Here is a 17,595-nt window from a genome sequence, read left to right on the forward strand (position 1 = left end):
TGGCCGCGTCAACCCCCCGTGACAACACCGTGTCATCGGTTGACACGTAGGGAGTGTGCGCTTATGTTAACGCTCACTTTGCGTGTCAGCGTTGACTCCACGGGACGCCTCGGCGCGGGCATGCGGACCGCCTACTCCTGAACCGGTTCACCCCGCAAACCGAGGGAGCGAGCATGTCCCCACTCGCCCGCGTCCGACTCCCTGCCGTGGTCCTGTTCGTGAGCGTTCTCGCCGCACCCGGCGTCGGGCAGGCCGCCGAACCCGCGGCCGACCTGGACTACACCGTCACCGTCGATGTGAACGTTCACGGCGCCGACATCTCCGACACGATGTATGGCGTCTTCTTCGAGGACATCAACCGCGCCGCCGACGGCGGCCTGTACGCGGAGCTGGTGCAGAACCGCTCCTTCGAGTACGACCCCGCCGACAACGCCGCCTACACCCCGCTGACCGGTTGGGCCCCGAAGGCCGGCGACCCGCGGGTGGTCGACGACGACGGGCGGTTGAACGAGCACAACCGCCGTTACCTGCGCCTGCCGCTGCCGGGCGGGATCATCAACGCCGGCTACAACGCCGGCATCGACGTGGCGAAGACGAAGAAGTACGACTTCTCCGTGTGGGCACGCACCGACCAGGCCGGCACGCCGCTCACGGTCACGCTCACCGACCCCGCCGGCACCCCGCTCGCGGCCCCGCTGAACCTGTCGGTCCGCGGCGCGACCTGGACCCGGTACACGGGCTCGTTCACCGCCAGGACCGCGAGTGTCACCGGCCGGCTGCTCGTCGAGGGTGGGGGAGCGGGCACGCTCGCGCTCGACATGGTGTCACTGTTCCCGCGCGACACCTACAAGAACCGGCCGAACGGCATGCGCCGCGACCTCGCCGAGCGGATCGCCGCACTGCACCCGAGGTTCGTGCGCTTCCCCGGTGGCTGCCTCGTCAACACCGGCAGCATGTACGGCTACGAGGCGCCCGGCTGGGAACGGCGCCGGTCCTACCAGTGGAAGGACACGATCGGCCCGGTCGAGGAGCGCAGCACCAACGCCAACTTCTGGGGCTACAACCAGTCCTACGGCATCGGCTACTACGAGTACCTCCGGTTCGCCGAGGACATCGGCGCCATGCCGCTGCCGGTCGTGCCCGCGCTCGTCACCGGCTGCGGCCAGAACCGGGCCACCGACGACCCGGCGCTCCTTCGGCGCCACATCCAGGACACGCTCGACCTCATCGAGTTCGCGAACGGCCCCGCAGACTCCACGTGGGGCCGCAGGCGGGCCGAGATGGGCCACCCGGCACCGTTCGGGCTCACCCACATCGCGGTCGGCAACGAGGAGAACCTGCCCGACGCGTACTTCGCCAACTTCCTGAGTTTCCGCGCGGCGATCAAGGCCCGGTACCCGGGTGTGGTCGTGCTCGGCAACGCCGGCCCTGACGACGCGGGCGCCACGTTCGCCCGCCTCTGGCAGCTGAACCGGGACGCGGGCGTGGACATGGTCGACGAGCACTACTACAACAGCCCGACCTGGTTCCTCCAGAACAACGAGCGCTACGACGCCTACGACCGCAATGGCCCCGAGGTGTTCCTCGGCGAGTACGCCTCGCAGGACAACAAGCTCTACAACGCGCTCGCCGAGGCCACCTACCTGACCGGCCTGGAGCGCAACGCCGACGTGGTTCGGCTCGCCTCCTACGCGCCCCTGCTGTCCAACGAGGACTACGTGCAGTGGCGGCCGGACCTGATCTGGTTCGACAACCACGCGTCGTGGGGCTCGGCGAACTACGAGGTGCAGCGGCTGTTCATGAACAACGTGGGCGACTACGTCGTACCGAGCACCGCCACCGGCACGCCCTCGCAGGAGGACCAGCCGATCTCCGGTGCGATCGGCCTGTCCACCTGGGGCACGGCCGCGGCCTACGACGACGTCCGGGTGTCCACACCGGACGGAGCGTCGCTGTTCGCCGACGACTTCTCCGGCACCGACGCCAACTGGACCAACATCGCCGGCCGCGGCTCCTGGGCGGTGACCGGCGGCGCGTACGTCCAGTCCGACACCGCCGCGGAGAACACCATGGTCATGGCCGGCGACCCGGCCTGGCGCGACTACGACCTGAACCTCCACGCCACCAAGCTGTCGGGCCGCGAGGGCTTCCTGGTCGGCTTCGGGGTCAAGGACTCCGGCAACTACTACTGGTGGAACCTCGGCGGCTGGAACAACACCCAGACCGCCGTGGAGAAGGCCGAGGGCGGCGGCAAGTCCACGCTCATCGCCGACGGCACCGCGATCGAGACGGCTCGCCGGTACGACGTGACGATCCAGATCCGCGGCCGGACCGTCACGCTGCTCCTCGACGGCCGGCAGTGGGGCCGGTTCACCGACAGCGAGAAGGCCGAGCCGTTCCGCCAGGTCGTCACTCGGGACAACCGAACAGGCGAACTCGTCGTCAAGGTGGTGAACGCAGCTGCCACCCCGGCGCGGACGACGGTCCGGCTGAACGGAGCGAACGTAGAACGCGGCGCTCGCGTCACCACGCTCACCGGCGACCGTGACGACGTGAACACGCGTTACACGACGCCGGTCACGCCACGGGAGTCCCGCCTGGACGTGGCGAGCACGTTCACATATACGTTCCAGGCGTACTCCGTGACCTTCTTCCGCATCAAGACCAGGAGCAGCTCGTGAGCCTCGACCGCAGGACGGTTTTGCGTGCCGGCGGTGTCGTGGCCACGGCGAGCGTGATACCCATGACGACAGGAAGCACCGCACCCGCGGCGACCAGAGGAAAGCACGCGGCGGACCGACCACGGCCCTCGGCCGCCACCACCACCCGCAACCCGCTCGTCGAGCAGCGGGCGGACCCGTTCGTCACCCGGCCCGTCGACGGCATGTACTACCTGACCGGCTCGGTGCCCGAGTACGACCGGGTCGTCATCCGCGGCGCCACGACGCTCGACGGCCTGGCCACGGCCCGTGAGCGCACCATCTGGCGCCGCCCGGCCTCCGGCTCGATGGGCGGCTACATCTGGGCGCCCGAGCTGCACCGCGTCGGCGACCGCTGGTACGTGTACTTCGCGGCCGGTGACTCCGACGACCCGTTCCGCATCCGCACCTACGTGCTCGAGTCGATCGGCGCCGACCCGAGGAGCACCGGCTGGCTGCCGCCGAAGCGCATGGTCACCGGTTGGGACTCGTTCACGCTCGACGCGACCACGTTCGAGCACCGCGGGCGAAGATACTTCCTCTGGGCGCAGAGCGAGCCGGGCATCGCCACCAACACCAACCTCTACATCGCCGAGATGGTCTCGCCGCTGGAGCTCGTCACGCCGGTCGTGCGGATCGCCGTGCCGACGCTGAGCTGGGAGATCCAGGGGTTCCGGGTGAACGAGGGGCCCGCGGTGCTGATCCGCAACGGGCGCGTGTTCGTCACCTTCTCGGCCAGTGCCACCGACGCCCGCTACTGCATGGGCCTGCTGTACGCCGACGAGAACGCCAACCTGCTCGACGCGCGGTCGTGGACCAAGGCGCCCGACCCGATCTTCACGACCAACGCCGAGACCCGCCAGTTCGGGCCGGGCCACAACTCGTTCACGGTCGCGGAGGACGGCACGACGGACGTCCTCGTCTACCACGCCCGCGACTACCGGGACATCAACGGCGACCCGCTGTTCGACCCGAACCGGCACACGCGGGTGCAGAAGCTGTTCTGGAACGCCGACGGCACGCCGTCGTTCGGCGTGCCGGTGGGCAAGGGCGAGACGGTCGTGCGGCTGTCCCCGCTCGACGCGCCCGACTTCGTCGTCCGGCACGCGGAGTTCCGGCTGCGGGTCGAGGGCGAGGTCCCCGAGGTCGCCGACTCGTGGTTCCGGTTCACGCCAGGGCACCTGGGCGCCGGCACGGTGTCGATCCAGTCGGTCAACTACCCGAACCGGTACGTGTGCTCGGGCGACGGGGTGCTGCGCATCGAGCAGTTCGTGGAGTCCGACGAGTACGGCACCATCGCCAGTTTCGTCCGCGTGCCCGGGCTCGCGGATCGCTCCGCCGTGTCACTGCGGTCGCTGGGCGACTCCGGAGCGTATATCGCGCACGAGGCCGGGCGGCTCGTCATCGCCCGACCGGGTAGGGGACGCGCGGAACGTGAGCGTTCTACCTTCCGAATCAGCTGACGGTGGGACACTGGGTAAACACACAGGTCCTGGACGATCAGGACCGACGCGAGCTCGAAGGTAGGTTTCAAGTGGACAACCCGATAGTGGGTAGCAAGGTCTCGCGGGACCCCGCGATGACGGACGTCGCCCGCTTGGCCGGGGTGTCCCATCAGACGGTGTCCCGGGTGTTGAACGGGCATCCGAACGTGCGGGAGCAGACGCGGTTACGGGTGCGGGCCGCCATCGAGCAGCTGGGCTACCGGCCCAACAACGCGGCGCGGGCACTCGTCACCGGCAAGTCGCAGCTGATCGGCGTCATCGCGCAGAACTCGTCGCTGTTCGGGCCGGCCTCGCTGCTCGGCGCGTTCGAGTCGGCCGCAGCGGAGGCGGGCTTCTCGGTGAGCCTGCGGCGGGTGAAGGTGCTGGACCGCGACTCGATCGCGGCGGCCGTGGAACACCACCGGGACGCGCGGGTGGCCGGCATCGTCGCGATCGCGCCGACCGCGTCGGCCAACGAGGCGCTCGCCGAGGTGCCGGCTGGCGTGCCGCTGGTGACCGTCGACGGCGACCCGGCACGGGAGAGCCCACTGGTGACCGTGGACCAGTTCCAGGGGGCGTTCGACGCGACGACCTACCTGCTCGAGTCCGGGCACAAGACGGTGTGGCACGTGTCGGGGCCGCCGGACTGGTTCGACAGTGCCGGCCGGGTGCAGGGGTGGCGGGCCGCGCTGGCGGAGGCGAGGGTCGAGGAGCCGCCGCTCGTGGCGGCCGACTGGAGTGCCGAGGCGGGCTACAAGGCCGGGCAGATGCTGGCCCGGATGCCGGAGTGCACCGCCATCTTCGCGGCGAACGACCACCTGGCGTTGGGGATCCTGCGCGCGATGCACGAGCGGAACCGGGTCGTGCCGCGGGATGTGAGCGTCATCGGGTTCGACGACGTGCCGGAGGCGGCGTACTTCATACCGCCGTTGACGACCGTGCGACCGGACTTCGACGCGGTGGCTCGGGAGACGCTCGGGTTGCTGCTGGCTCAGGTCACCGAGGGAGAGGTGGGGGAGATACATCGGACCGTGGCGCCTTCGTTGGTGGTGCGGTCGAGTGTGTTCGTGGCGGGGAGTTGATCCTGCTGCTGGGTTCGTGGCCGGGTGGGCCGGCCGGGGCGGGTGGGGCGGGGTGCGTGGGAGCGGAGGGTTGGTGCCTGGGTTGGTTGGGCCGCGCGGTTGAGCGGTGTTCGTGGTTGGGCGGAGGGTTGGCAGGCGGGTTGGTTGGTCTGCGTGGTTGGGCGGTGTTCGTGGTTGGGCGGCGGCTTTTGATGCCTGGGTTGCTACGGCCGCGCGGTTGAGCGGAGTCGGTGGCTGAACGCCGGTCGCGGTCGATGTTCTGGCGGTTGAGCTTCGTGGGGCCTCGTGCCGGCGCGGGACGCTGCCGACGCCCTTTGGGAACCCTGTGAGGCGTTGAGGCCCTTACAGGGCTCCTCAGCGTGCTCCCGCCCGTGTCCTGGACGCGCTCCTTCATGGCGTGATGGCAGTGTGCCCACGGCTCTGATGTGGTCAGCGCTGTTCCGGAGAAGTGGCGAAACTTTCGGCGGCCTGCTCGGGAGTCGTCGGGTCCGGTATGGCCGGTCCGTGGTTGCTTACCGTCCTATGTGCACGTTCACTAACGATCTCCGTTACAAAGCGGACGGCCTCTTGACGAGCCGGATGTTAACGATAACACTCCTCGCATGGCCAACGATCGCGACGACGCGCTGGTGGTGGGCGTCGACTTCGGCACTCTCTCCGGGCGTGCCGTGGTCGTGCGGGTGAGGGACGGGGTCGAGCTCGGGACCGCCGTGCACGAGTATCGCCACGGGGTCGTCGACCGGACGCTGCCAGGGACCGGTAAGGCCTTGCCGCCGGACTGGGCCCTGCAGGTGCCGAAGGACTACGTCGACGTACTGCGCACGGCGGTGCCCGAGGCGATCAAGGACGCCGGTGTCAACGCCTCCGACGTGATCGGCATCGGTACCGACTTCACCGCCTGCACGATGATCCCGGTGACCGACGACGGCACGCCCCTGTGCGAGCTGCCGGAGTTCGCGGACAACCCGCACGCCTACGTCAAGCTCTGGAAGCACCACGCCGCCCAGCCGCAAGCCGACCGGATCAACGAGCTCGGCGCGGCCCGCGGCGAGAAGTGGCTGCCCCGGTACGGCGGTCTCATCTCCTCGGAATGGGAGTTCGCCAAGGGACTCCAGCTGCTCGAAGAGGCCCCCGACCTCTACGCCGCCATGGCCCACTGGGTCGAGGCCGCCGACTGGATCATCTGGCAGCTCACCGGGAACTACGTCCGCAACGCCTGCACCGCCGGCTACAAGGGCATCTACCAGGACGGCGCCTATCCCTCCGAGGACTTCCTCCGCGAGCTGCACCCCGACTTCACCGGCTTCGTCCGCGACAAGCTCGACCATCCCATCGGCCAGCTCGGCGACCGTGCCGGTGACCTCAGCAAGCTCGCCGCCTACTGGACCGGCCTGCCGGCCGGGATCGCCGTGGCGGTGGGGAACGTCGACGCGCACGTCACCGCACCCGCCGCGCAGGCGGTCGAGCCCGGGCGGCTCGTCGCGATCATGGGTACCTCCACCTGCCACGTCCTCAACGGTGCCGACCTCCACGAGGTGCCGGGCATGTGCGGCGTCGTGCAGGGCGGGATCGTCCCGGGGCTCTGGGGGTACGAGGCGGGACAGAGCGGCGTCGGTGACATCTTCGCGTGGTTCACCGCGAACCAGGTGCCGCCGGAGTACCACGAAGCCGCACGCGCACAAGGCAAGTCGCTGCACGAGCATCTCACCGACCTCGCCGCGAAGCAGCGGGTCGGCGAGCACGGCCTGCTGGCGCTCGACTGGCACAGCGGCAACCGTTCCGTGCTCGTCGACCACGAGCTGTCCGGTGTCGTGCTCGGCCAGACCCTTGCCACGAAGCCGGAGGACATCTACCGCGCGCTGTTCGAGGCCACCGCGTTCGGCACCCGCATGATCGTGGCGGCGTTCACGGAGTCGGGTGTGCCAGTGACGGAACTGGTCGTCGCGGGCGGGCTCGTCCAGAACGAGCTGCTCATGCAGATCTACGCCGACGTCACCAACCTGCCGCTGTCCACCATCGGTTCCGCGCAGGGGCCGGCGCTCGGCTCGGCCATGCACGCCGCCGTCGCGGCGGGCGCCTACCCGGACATCCGTGCGGCGGCCGGCGCGATGGGCTCGGTCAACAGCGGGGTGTACCAACCGATCCCGGAGAACGCGGCGGTCTACGACGAGCTCTTCGCCGAGTACGCGACGCTGCACGACTACCTCGGCCGGGGCGCCAACGACGTCATGCACAGGCTCAGGGCACTGCGGAACGCCGCGGTGGCGAGCCGATGAGCACGCTACCGGCGCTTCGGGAGACCGTCGCCAGGCTGCACGCCGAGCTGACCCGCTACCACCTCGTCAGCTGGACGGCCGGCAACATCTCCGCGCGCGTGCCGGGCGAGGACCTGATGGTGATCAAGCCGTCCGGGATCTCCTACGACGACCTGACCGCGGACACCATGGTCGTCACCGACCTGCACGGCAAGCTCGTCGACGGCGACCTCTCGCCGTCCTCGGACACCGACGCGCACGCCTACGTCTACCGGCACATGCCCGAGGTGGGCGGCGTCGTGCACACGCACTCGTCCTACGCCACGGCGTGGGCGGCCCGCGGCGAGCCGATCCCGTGCGTGCTCACGATGATCGCCGACGAGTTCGGTGGCGACATCCCGGTCGGGCCGTTCGCGTTGATCGGCGACGACTCGATCGGCCGCGGCATCGTGGAGACGTTGCGGGACAGCCGGTCCCCGGCGGTGCTCATGAAGGGCCACGGCCCGTTCACCGTCGGGAAGGACGCGCGGGCCGCGGTCAAGACGGCCGTGATGCTGGAGGAGGTCGCCCGCACCGTCCACTTCGCACACCAGCTCGGCAAGCCGGACGTCATCGCCCAGGACGACGTCGACCGGCTCTACGCCCGGTACCAGAACGTCTACGGGCAATAAGGAGAGTTCATGTCCTCTGCCGCAAAGCCACAGGTCTGGTTCCTGACCGGCAGCCAGCACCTCTACGGTCCGGAGACGCTGGACCAGGTGGCCAGCCAGTCGCAGCAGATCCAGCGCATGCTCATCGACTCCGGCGCGATCAGCGCGGAGATCGTGTGGCAGCCGGTGCTGACCGACTCGACCGCGATCCGCGAGATGTTCCTCAAGGCCAACAGCGACCCGTCCTGCGTCGGCGTGATCGCGTGGATGCACACGTTCTCCCCAGCGAAGATGTGGATCACCGGGCTGGACATCCTGCGCAAACCCCTGCTGCACCTGCACACCCAGGTCAACGAGGCGCTGCCGTGGGAGTCCATCGACATGGACTTCATGAACCTGAACCAGGCCGCGCACGGCGACCGCGAGTTCGGCTACATCCAGAGCAGGCTCGGTGTGCCCCGCAAGACCGTGGCCGGGCACGCGAGCGACCCCGTGCTCACCAGTCGAATCGACGAATGGGCCCGCGCCGCAACGGGTTTCGCGCACCTGCGGACGCTGCGGCTGGCCCGCTTCGGCGACAACATGCGCGACGTGGCCGTGACCGAGGGCGACAAGGTGGAGGCCGAGCTGCGTTTCGGGGTGTCGGTCAACACCTACGGCGTCAACGACCTCACCGCACTCGTCGACGAGGTGACCGATGACGAGATCGACCTGCTCGTCGCCGACTATGCCGACGCCTACCGGCTCGCGCCGGAGCTCGCGAAGGGTGGCGAGCGGCACGAGTCGCTGCGGTACTCCGCCCGCATCGAGGCCGGGCTGCGCAGGTTCCTCACCGAGGGCTCCTTCGGCGCGTTCACCACGAACTTCGAGGACCTGGGCGGGTTGCGGCAGCTGCCGGGCCTCGCCGTGCAGCGGCTGATGGCCGACGGCTACGGCTTCGGCGGCGAGGGCGACTGGAAGACCTCCGCACTGCTCGCCGCCGTGAAGGCCATGGGTGCCGGCACGCCGGGCGGCAGCTCGTTCATGGAGGACTACACCTACCACTTCGGCCCCGGCTCGCCGAAGATCCTGGGCGCGCACATGCTCGAGGTCTGCCCGTCGATCGCGACCGGCACGCCATCGTGCGAGATCCACCCGCTGAGCATCGGTGGCCGTGAGGACCCCGTGCGGCTGGTGTTCGACACCGATCCCGGCACCGCGGTCGTGGTCGGCCTCGCGGACGTCGGTGACCGTTTCCGGTTGGTGGCCAACGAGATCGAGGTCGTGCCGCCGGACGAGCCCCTGCCCAGGCTGCCGGTCGCGCGGGCGGTGTGGCAGCCCGCGCCGTCGCTGCAGACCTCCGCCGAGTGCTGGCTCACCGCGGGCGGCCCGCACCACACCGTGCTCACCCAGTCGGTCGGTTCCGGCGTGCTGAAGGACTTCGCACGCATGGCCGAGACCGAGCTGGTGCTCATCGACGACGACACCACGACCGACGCGTTCGCCGACCGGCTGCGCTGGAACCAGGCCTACTACCGCCTCGCGAACGGCCTGCACTGACGCGGAGCGAAGTGAAGGAGCCAGACGACGACCGATCGAGGAGCAGGCTCGGTGGCGAGGGACGAGCGCCGAGCACGGCGACGAGAGCGGCCGGCGGCTGGTGGAGAACGAAGCCACCCATTCACCGATGAAACAAGCCACACCCATTCGACACAGTTGGAGAAACGATGAGGTTTCCACGCCTGATAGCCGGTGTCGCCGGCCTGGCGCTCGTGCTGGCCGGTTGCGGCTCGTCGGAGAAGTCGACCGACGAGCAGAAGAAGGGCGGTCCGGGGTCACTCGTCGGCGTCACGATGCCGACCCGAGCCTCGGAACGCTGGATCCATGACGGTGACAACCTGAAGAAGGAGCTGGAGAGCAGGGGCTACAAGGTCGATCTCCAGTACGCCGAGAACGACATCCCCACCCAAGCGAACCAGATCGAGAACCAGATCACCAAGGGCGCGCAGGTACTGATCATCGCGTCGATCGACGGCAAGGCCCTGTCCTCGCAGCTCCAGCTCGCCGCCGACCGCAAGATCCCCGTGATCTCCTACGACCGGCTGCTGCTCAACAGTCCCAACGTCGACTACTACGCCTCGTTCGACAACTTCAAGGTCGGCGTGCAGCAGGCCACCTCGCTGCTGACCGGGCTGAAGATCCTCAACGAGGACGGGTCGGCCGGCACCGCCAAGGGACCGTTCAACATCGAGCTGTTCGCCGGTTCCCCGGACGACAACAACTCCTCCTACTTCCTCGACGGCTCGATGTCGGTGCTGAAGAAGTACATCGACGACGGCACGCTCGTGGTCAAGAGCGGGCAGAAGGACTTCAAGACGATCGCGATCCTGCGCTGGGACCCGGCCACGGCCCAGCGGCGCATGGAGGACCTGCTCACCTCGACCTACGGCTCCGCCAAGGTGGACGGCGTGCTCTCGCCGTACGACGGCCTGTCGATCGGCATCCTCTCGGCACTGCGGAGCAGCGGCTACGGCACCGGCCAGCCTTACCCGATCGTCACGGGTCAGGACGCTGAGGTCGCCTCGGTGAAGTCGATCATCGCCGGTGAGCAGTACTCGACGATCTTCAAGGACATCCGCAAGCTCGCCAAGAACGCCGCCAACATGGCCGACGCGCTGCTGTCGGGCAAGAAGCCCGAGGTCAACAACACCAAGGACTACGACAACGGCAAGAAGGCCGTGCCCGCGTACCTGCTGCAGCCGGTGATCGTGAACAAGTCGAACTACAAGCCCGAGCTGGTCGACAGCGGCTACTACACCGACGACCAGCTGAGGTAGTTTCCGTGTCGGACGAGATTCTCTCGATGCACGGCATCACCAAGTCGTTCCCCGGCGTGACCGCATTGCGGGACGTGGAGTTCTCGGTGCGGCGCGGTGAGATCCACGCGATCTGCGGCGAGAACGGGGCGGGCAAGTCCACGCTCATGAAGATCCTCTCCGGGGTGCATCCCCACGGGACCTACTCCGGAGAGGTCGTCTTCGACGGCGAGGTGTGCTCGTTCTCGGGTATCCGCGACAGCGAGGCACGCGGCATCGTGATCATCCACCAGGAGCTGGCGCTGGTCGGCCAGCTCTCGATCGCCGAGAACCTGTTCCTCGGCAACGAGATGGCCCGGCGCGGGATGGTCGACTGGAACCGGACCAACCACGAGGCGGAAAAACACCTGCGCCGCGTGGGGCTGCACGAGAACCCCGTGACGCAGGCTGGTTCGCTGGGTGTCGGCAAGCAGCAGCTCGTCGAGATCGCGAAGGCGCTGTCCAAGAAGGTCCGGCTGCTGATCCTGGACGAGCCGACGGCCGCGCTGAACGACGACGACTCGGCGCACCTGCTGGAGTTGTTGCGCGGCCTGCGCGAGGACGGGATCACGTGCGTGGTGATCTCCCACAAGCTGTCCGAGATCATCGCGATCGCCGACACCATCACGATCCTGCGGGACGGCCGGACCATCGAGACGCTCGACGCCACGGACGTCACGGAGAACCGGCTCATCGCCGGCATGGTGGGGCGGGACCTGGAGCACCGGTTCCCGCCCCGCGAGCCACACGTCGGCGAGGAGGTGCTGCGGATCGAGGACTGGACCGTCCACAGCCCCACGATCCACGGCCGTGTCGTCGTCGACCGCGCGAACCTCTCGTTGCGGCGCGGGGAGATCGTGGGTCTCGCCGGTCTGATGGGCGCGGGGCGCACGGAGCTCGCGATGAGCGTGTTCGGCAGGAGCTACGGCGTCGACATCTCGGGCCGGGTGGTCAAGGACGGCCGGGTGATCGACGTGCGTACCGTCGAGTCGGCCATCCGCAACGGGATCGCGTACGTGAGCGAGGACCGCAAGCGGTACGGCCTGAACCTCGTGGCGGACGTGAAGCAGAACGTGTCCGCCGCCGGGCTCTCGCTGCTGTCGAAACGTGGTTGGGTGAACGACAACGAGGAGGTCAGCGTCGCCGAGCGGTTCCGCAAGGCGCTGCGGATCAAGACACCCAACGTGCAGACCGGCGTGCAGACGCTGTCGGGCGGCAACCAGCAGAAGGTCGTGCTGGCCAAGTGGATGTTCACCGAACCGGACGTGCTGATCCTCGACGAGCCGACCCGGGGCGTCGACGTCGGCGCGAAGTACGAGATCTACACGATCGTGAACTCGCTGGCGGAGCAGGGAAAGTCGGTGTTGGTGATCTCGTCGGAGCTGCCGGAGCTACTGGGGCTGTGCGACCGGATCTACACACTGTCGGCGGGCCGGATCACCGGCGAGGTGCCGCGCGCGGATGCGACGCAGGAGCGGCTGATGAGGTACATGACGCAGGAGGTAGGCCGTGAGTGACCTGGCGAGCGAGTCGCGGGCGTCCGAAGTGGACGATTTCCCGCCGCCGGTGGCCACACCGGCCTCACCGCGGCGGATCAGGATCAACCTGCGGCAGAGCGGAATCTACGTCGCCTTCGCGATGATCGTCGTGCTGTTCACCGTGCTGACCGACGGTGACCTGCTCGAACCCGGGAACATCTCGAACATCATCGTGCAGAACTCCTACGTGCTGATCCTCGCGATCGGCATGATCCTGGTGATCATCAGCGGCCACATCGACCTGTCGGTCGGGTCGGTGGTGGCGGTGACGGGTGGGTTGTGCGCGGTGTTGACCGTCAACTGGGGCATGCCGTGGTGGCTCGCGGTGCTGGTGACGCTGGCGACAGGTGCGCTCATCGGCGCGGCGCAGGGATACTGGGTCGCGTTCTTCGGCATCCCGGCGTTCATCGTGACGCTCGGCGGCATGCTGGTGTTCCGTGCGTTGACGCTGACAGTCCTTGGCAACCAGGGGATCGGGCCGTTCCCGAACGAGATCCGCACGCTGGCGAACGGCTTCACCGACGGCTACTTCGGCAATGTCGGGCTCGGCCCGCTCGGCGGCGCGGACATCGTGTCGCTGCTGGTGGGCATCCTGGTGGTGGTCGGGTTCGCGTTCGTGCAGTGGCGGACGCGGCGTGGGCGGCTGGGCTACGGCCAGGTGGTCGACCCGTTCCCGTTGTTCGCCGGGAAGATCCTGCTCGCCGCGCTGGTGGTCATGTTCGTGGTGGTACAGCTGGCCAGGTTCCGGAACCTGCCGTGGGTACTGGTGCTGCTGGCGGTGCTGGTGCTGGGCTACTCGCTGATGGCGAACCGGTCGGTGTTCGGCCGGCACATCTACGCGGTGGGCGGCAACCTCCAGGCCGCGACCCTGTCCGGTGTCCGCGTCAAACCGGTGACCTTCTGGGTCTTCGTCAACATGGGTGTCCTGGCCGCGCTGGCCGGCGTGATCTTCGCCGGCCGCCTCAACCAGGCCGGTCCCACCGCGGGCAACGCGTTCGAGCTGGACGCGATCGCGGCGGCGTTCATCGGCGGCGCGGCCGTGCAGGGCGGCGTCGGCAAGGTCATCGGCGCCATCACCGGCGGCCTGATCATGGGCGTGATCAACAACGGCATGTCGCTGATCGGTGCGCCGAGCGAGCGCGTCATGCTCGTGAAGGGACTGGTCCTCCTGGCCGCCGTCGCCTACGACGTGTGGACGAAACGCCGCGCGGGCACCGTGCGCTGATCGACAGCGGGAAAGGGCTGTTCAGGGCGGGCGACCCGCCTTGGGCGGCCCTTCTTCGTGTTCAGTAGGTACTGAACCGGTTCATCGGTAGGGCTAGTCACGACGTCGTCACGTGTCGTAAGCTCCGCGTCGACCAGGGTGTGGGCACTGAACGAATACTTACGCGGTTCAGTTGCCCGTGCGCAGGGGAGGCGATGATGCTTCTGCAAGACGGCCGGCCGTGGCTGGGCGCCAACTTCTGGTCCCGCTCCGGGGGACCCCTGATGTGGCGCAGCTACGACCCCGGCCTGATCGTGCGGGAGCTTGCCGTGCTCGCGGAGCACGGGATGAACCTCACCCGGTCCTTCTTCTACTGGCCGGACTTCATGCCGGCACCCGACCGGATCGACGACGACATGGTCGCCCGGTACGCCGACTTCCTCGACCGGCACCTCGACGCCGGCATGGCCACCATCCCCACCTTCATCGTCGGGCACATGTCCGGGGAGAACTGGGATCCGGTTTGGCGCCAGGGACGTGACCTCTATTGCGACGTCTGGATGGTCGCCCGCCAGGCCTGGTTCGTCGAGCGCATGACCGCCCGCTTTCACGACCACCCGGCCGTCGCGGGGTGGCTGATCTCCAACGAGATGCCCATCTACGGCGAGCGCTCACCACGCGACACGGTCACGTCCTGGGCCCAGCTCATGGTGCAGGCCGTGCGCGCGGGTGGCGGCACCCAGCCCGTCTCGATCGGGGACGGCGCCTGGGGAATGGAGGTCTCCGGCTCGGACAACGGCTTTTCCGTGCGTGCGTTGGGAGCGCTCACGGACTTCGTCGGGCCGCATGTCTACCGCATGGAGAACGACGTTGTCCGCCAGCACCTCACGGCCGCCTTCATCTGCGAGCTGGCCGACTTCGGCAAGCCCGTCGTGCTGGAGGAGTTCGGCGTCACCGACGCGTTCGTCTCCCGTGAGCACGCCGCGCACTACTACCGCCAGATCCTGCACAACTCGCTGCTGGCCGGCGCCACCGGATGGATCGGCTGGAACAACAGCGACTACGACAACCTGTACACCCAGGATCCCTACCGCCACCACGCGTTCGAGATGCGGTTCGGCCTCACCGACGTCGACGGCAACCCCAAGCCCGCGCTTCGCGAGGTACGCGACTTCGCCGACGTGATCGCGCACGTCGACCTCCCGGGGTGCGCGCGACCCGCCGCCGAGACCGCGCTCGTCGTCCCGTCCTACCTGGAGCAGGCCTACCCGTTCACCGAGCCCGGCGACCACACCTACGTCTTCGAGGTCCTGCGCCAGGCCTACGTCGCCGCACGCGAGGCCGATGTGCCGACGAGGACGGCGCGCGAGCTCGACGGCCTGCCGGCAGGACGGAAGCTCTACCTCGTGCCGTCGGCCAAGCAGCTCACCGGGCCGGCGTGGCGCGACCTCGCGGACTTCGCCGAGCGGGGCGCGGTCGTCTACGTCTCCTACAGCCCCGGAAACCACGGCGTGCAGCGCGGTCTCTGGCACGCGGACGTCAACGGCATGTTCGGCGTCGAGCACCAGTTGCGCTACGGCCTCGTCGACCCGATCGCCGGCGACGAGGTCGTGGTCACGTTCACCACGGACTTCGGCTCCCTGTCCAAGGGAGCCAGGCTCGCCTTCCGCGCGGGCGGCAACGAGCACGCGCGGTCGTACCTGCCCGTGCGGGCCACGGACGCGGAGGTCGTCGCGGTCGACCAGCACGGGAACCCCGTGCTGCTGCGGCGAAGGCACGGTGCCGGGCACCTGGTGCTGTGCACGTTCCCACTGGAGGGCATGGCGGCGGCGCTCCCGCACGTCAACCCCGAACCGACGTACCGGATCTACGACGCGCTGGCCGCCATGGCCGGCGTGTCGCGGCCGGTGACCGTCGCCGACCCGCTCGTCCACGCGGCCGAGCTGCGCCACCGGGACGGCAGGCGGTTCGTCTGGCTCGTGAGCCAGGCGGCGGAAGAGCTGACCGTGAAGCCCGTGACCGGGGGCAGGCTTCACGACCTCGCCGCGGGGGAGCCCGCCGACGAGGTGACGCTGCGCCCGTATGGCGTGCGGGTGCTGGCACTCAAGGACTAGAAGGAGAGGCGCCATGCGCAAACGGTCGAGGTTTCTGACCCTGCTCCTGTCGGTGGGCCTGTTAGCCGCCGCCTGCACGGGCGCCGAGGGCAACGGGTCCGACGGCGGTTCCGGTTCCTACCCGCGCAACGAGACGCTGTTCACCAGCGGCACCCAGTGGGGTCCGCCGAGCAACTACAACCCCTTCCGGCTGGGGGACTACGCGACCGGCACGGTCGGCCTCCTCTATGAGCCCTTGTTCCTGTACGACCCGCTGAAGGACGCGTTCGAGCCGTGGCTCGCGGAGAAGGACCAGTGGGTCGACGAGAAGACCTACGAGGTGACCCTGCGCGACGGTCTCACGTGGAGCGACGGCAAGCCGATCACCGCGGACGACGTCGCCTTCACGATCGGCCTCGGCAAGCTGAAGACGGTGCCCTACAACGCTCTGTACCAGTTCGTCGATTCGGTCAAGGCCGTCGACGACAGGACCACGCGGGTCACCTTCAAGGAGCCGCGCTACCAGCAGTGGGCGAACTGGGTCTACTTCAACCCGATCGTTCCCAAGCACGTCTGGGAGGGCAAGTCCGAGAAGGACATCATGCACGGCGCCAACAAGAGCCCCGTCGGCTCCGGCCCGTACCTGTACGAGACCTCCGACCAGGACCGCATGGTCTGGAAGCGCAACGACAAGTGGTGGGGCAAGGACAAGCTCGGCCTTTCCATGAAGCCCAAGTACATCGTCGACGTCGTCAACACCAGCAACGAGGCCGCGCTCGGCCAGGTGCTGCAGGGTGACATCGACCTGTCCAACAACTTCCTGCCCGGCATCGCGTCACTGGTCAAGGGTGGCTACAAGCTCCAGACCTACTTCAAGGACGCGCCGTTCATGCTGGCCGCCAACACCACCTGGCTGGTGCCGAACACCAAGAAGGCCCCGCTGGACGACCCGGCCTTCCGCCGCGCACTCGCGTCCTCGATGGACACCGACAAGATCGTGAACTCGGTGTACAGCAACATCGTGCAGAAGGCCAACCCCACGGGCCTGCTGCCGATCTGGGACAAGTACGTCGACAAGAGCGTCGTCGACGAGCTCGGCCCGACCTACGACACCAGTGAGGCCAAGGGAATCCTGGCCCAGGCCGGCTACCGCGACACCGACGGCGACGGGTTCGTCGAGAACAAGGACGGCTCGAAGCTCGCGCTGAAGCTCGCCACCCCGTCCGGCTGGACGGACTGGAACGAGGCGGCGCGGGTCATCACCGACAGCGCGAAGTCGGCCGGCATCCAGGTCACCGCGGAGACGCCGGCCGCGGAGGTCGTGCAGGACCAGCGCGAGTCCGGCCAGTTCGACCTGATCCTGGACAACCAGCGGCAGATGGCCAACACGCCGTGGACCTACTACGAGTACGTCTTCGGCCTGCCGGTCTTGGAACAGCAGACCACGATCAACTTCGGCCGCTACGAGAACCAGGAGGCGTGGGACCTCGTCAACCAGCTCAACGCGACGAAGATCGACGACCTGGACGGGATGAAGTCGATCGCCTCGCGGCTGCAGCGCGTCCAGCTGACCGAGGAGCCGGTGATCCCGTTGTGGTACAACGGCCTCTGGGCCCAGTACAGCAACAGCGTGTGGACCAACTGGCCTGCGGACGGGAGCGCCGCGGTCCTGCCCACCCTGTGGCACGGCTACCCGCAGATGGGCTCGATCAAGATGCTGGCGGAGCTGAAGCCGGCACCCGAGGAGAAGTAGCCC

11 protein-coding genes are annotated in these 17,595 nt (G+C 68.4%); all 11 read left to right on the plus strand.

Going from position 1 to position 17,595, the window contains the following annotated elements; genetic code table 11:
• Positions 1 to 173: 173 nt before the first annotated feature.
• Complete coding sequence (locus tag VET29_RS17865) at positions 174 to 2,681, plus strand: alpha-L-arabinofuranosidase C-terminal domain-containing protein (RefSeq protein ID WP_324921625.1); 2,508 nt, start codon at positions 174 to 176, stop codon at positions 2,679 to 2,681.
• Positions 2,682 to 2,743: 62 nt separating this feature from the next.
• Positions 2,744 to 4,162: a family 43 glycosylhydrolase gene (locus tag VET29_RS17870; protein WP_324921627.1), complete on the plus strand. Its 1,419-nt coding sequence runs from the start codon at positions 2,744 to 2,746 to the stop codon at positions 4,160 to 4,162.
• Positions 4,163 to 4,278: 116 nt separating this feature from the next.
• Positions 4,279 to 5,265: a LacI family DNA-binding transcriptional regulator gene (locus tag VET29_RS17875; RefSeq protein WP_414636529.1), complete on the plus strand. Its 987-nt coding sequence runs from the start codon at positions 4,279 to 4,281 to the stop codon at positions 5,263 to 5,265.
• A 602-nt stretch (positions 5,266 to 5,867) separates the two neighbouring features.
• Positions 5,868 to 7,541, plus strand: a complete 1,674-nt coding sequence (gene araB, locus VET29_RS17880; RefSeq protein WP_324921631.1) for a ribulokinase — start codon at positions 5,868 to 5,870, stop codon at positions 7,539 to 7,541.
• Positions 7,538 to 8,191: an L-ribulose-5-phosphate 4-epimerase gene (locus VET29_RS17885; protein WP_324921633.1), complete on the plus strand. Its 654-nt coding sequence runs from the start codon at positions 7,538 to 7,540 to the stop codon at positions 8,189 to 8,191. The genes araB and VET29_RS17885 overlap by 4 nt, the downstream gene beginning before the upstream one ends.
• A 9-nt stretch (positions 8,192 to 8,200) precedes the next feature.
• Positions 8,201 to 9,709 (plus strand): L-arabinose isomerase, encoded by a 1,509-nt coding sequence (gene araA / locus VET29_RS17890; protein ID WP_324921636.1) that lies wholly within the window; start codon positions 8,201 to 8,203, stop codon positions 9,707 to 9,709.
• A 167-nt stretch (positions 9,710 to 9,876) separates the two neighbouring features.
• Positions 9,877 to 10,986 carry a multiple monosaccharide ABC transporter substrate-binding protein gene (chvE, locus tag VET29_RS17895; protein WP_324921638.1) on the plus strand — a complete coding sequence of 370 codons (1,110 nt, stop codon included), beginning with the start codon at positions 9,877 to 9,879 and terminating at the stop codon, positions 10,984 to 10,986.
• A gap of 5 nt (positions 10,987 to 10,991) precedes the next feature.
• On the plus strand, positions 10,992 to 12,521 hold the full coding sequence (mmsA, locus tag VET29_RS17900; protein WP_324921640.1) for a multiple monosaccharide ABC transporter ATP-binding protein: 1,530 nt from the start codon (positions 10,992 to 10,994) through the stop codon (positions 12,519 to 12,521).
• Between the two features lie 28 nt (positions 12,522 to 12,549).
• Complete coding sequence (mmsB, locus tag VET29_RS17905) at positions 12,550 to 13,767, plus strand: multiple monosaccharide ABC transporter permease (RefSeq protein ID WP_324921745.1); 1,218 nt, start codon at positions 12,550 to 12,552, stop codon at positions 13,765 to 13,767.
• 194 nt (positions 13,768 to 13,961) lie between these two features.
• A complete protein-coding gene (locus VET29_RS17910; protein ID WP_324921642.1) occupies positions 13,962 to 15,860 on the plus strand; it encodes a cellulase family glycosylhydrolase in 1,899 nt (632 codons plus the stop codon).
• 13 nt (positions 15,861 to 15,873) lie between these two features.
• A complete protein-coding gene (locus tag VET29_RS17915; protein WP_324921645.1) occupies positions 15,874 to 17,592 on the plus strand; it encodes an ABC transporter substrate-binding protein in 1,719 nt (572 codons plus the stop codon).
• Positions 17,593 to 17,595 lie beyond the last annotated feature (3 nt).

The sequence above is a fragment of the Actinophytocola sp. genome, from assembly GCF_035634895.1.
Classification (GTDB): domain Bacteria; phylum Actinomycetota; class Actinomycetes; order Mycobacteriales; family Pseudonocardiaceae; genus Actinophytocola.

Coding starts and splice junctions, on each gene's coding strand:
- araB (WP_324921631.1), top strand. CDS start 5,868: ATGGCCAACGATCGCGACGACGCGCTGGTGGTGGGCGTCGACTTCGGC.
- VET29_RS17875 (WP_414636529.1), top strand. CDS start 4,279: ATGACGGACGTCGCCCGCTTGGCCGGGGTGTCCCATCAGACGGTGTCC.
- VET29_RS17915 (WP_324921645.1), top strand. CDS start 15,874: ATGCGCAAACGGTCGAGGTTTCTGACCCTGCTCCTGTCGGTGGGCCTG.
- VET29_RS17910 (WP_324921642.1), top strand. CDS start 13,962: ATGATGCTTCTGCAAGACGGCCGGCCGTGGCTGGGCGCCAACTTCTGG.
- VET29_RS17870 (WP_324921627.1), top strand. CDS start 2,744: ATGACGACAGGAAGCACCGCACCCGCGGCGACCAGAGGAAAGCACGCG.
- araA (WP_324921636.1), top strand. CDS start 8,201: ATGTCCTCTGCCGCAAAGCCACAGGTCTGGTTCCTGACCGGCAGCCAG.
- VET29_RS17865 (WP_324921625.1), top strand. CDS start 174: ATGTCCCCACTCGCCCGCGTCCGACTCCCTGCCGTGGTCCTGTTCGTG.
- chvE (WP_324921638.1), top strand. CDS start 9,877: ATGAGGTTTCCACGCCTGATAGCCGGTGTCGCCGGCCTGGCGCTCGTG.
- VET29_RS17885 (WP_324921633.1), top strand. CDS start 7,538: ATGAGCACGCTACCGGCGCTTCGGGAGACCGTCGCCAGGCTGCACGCC.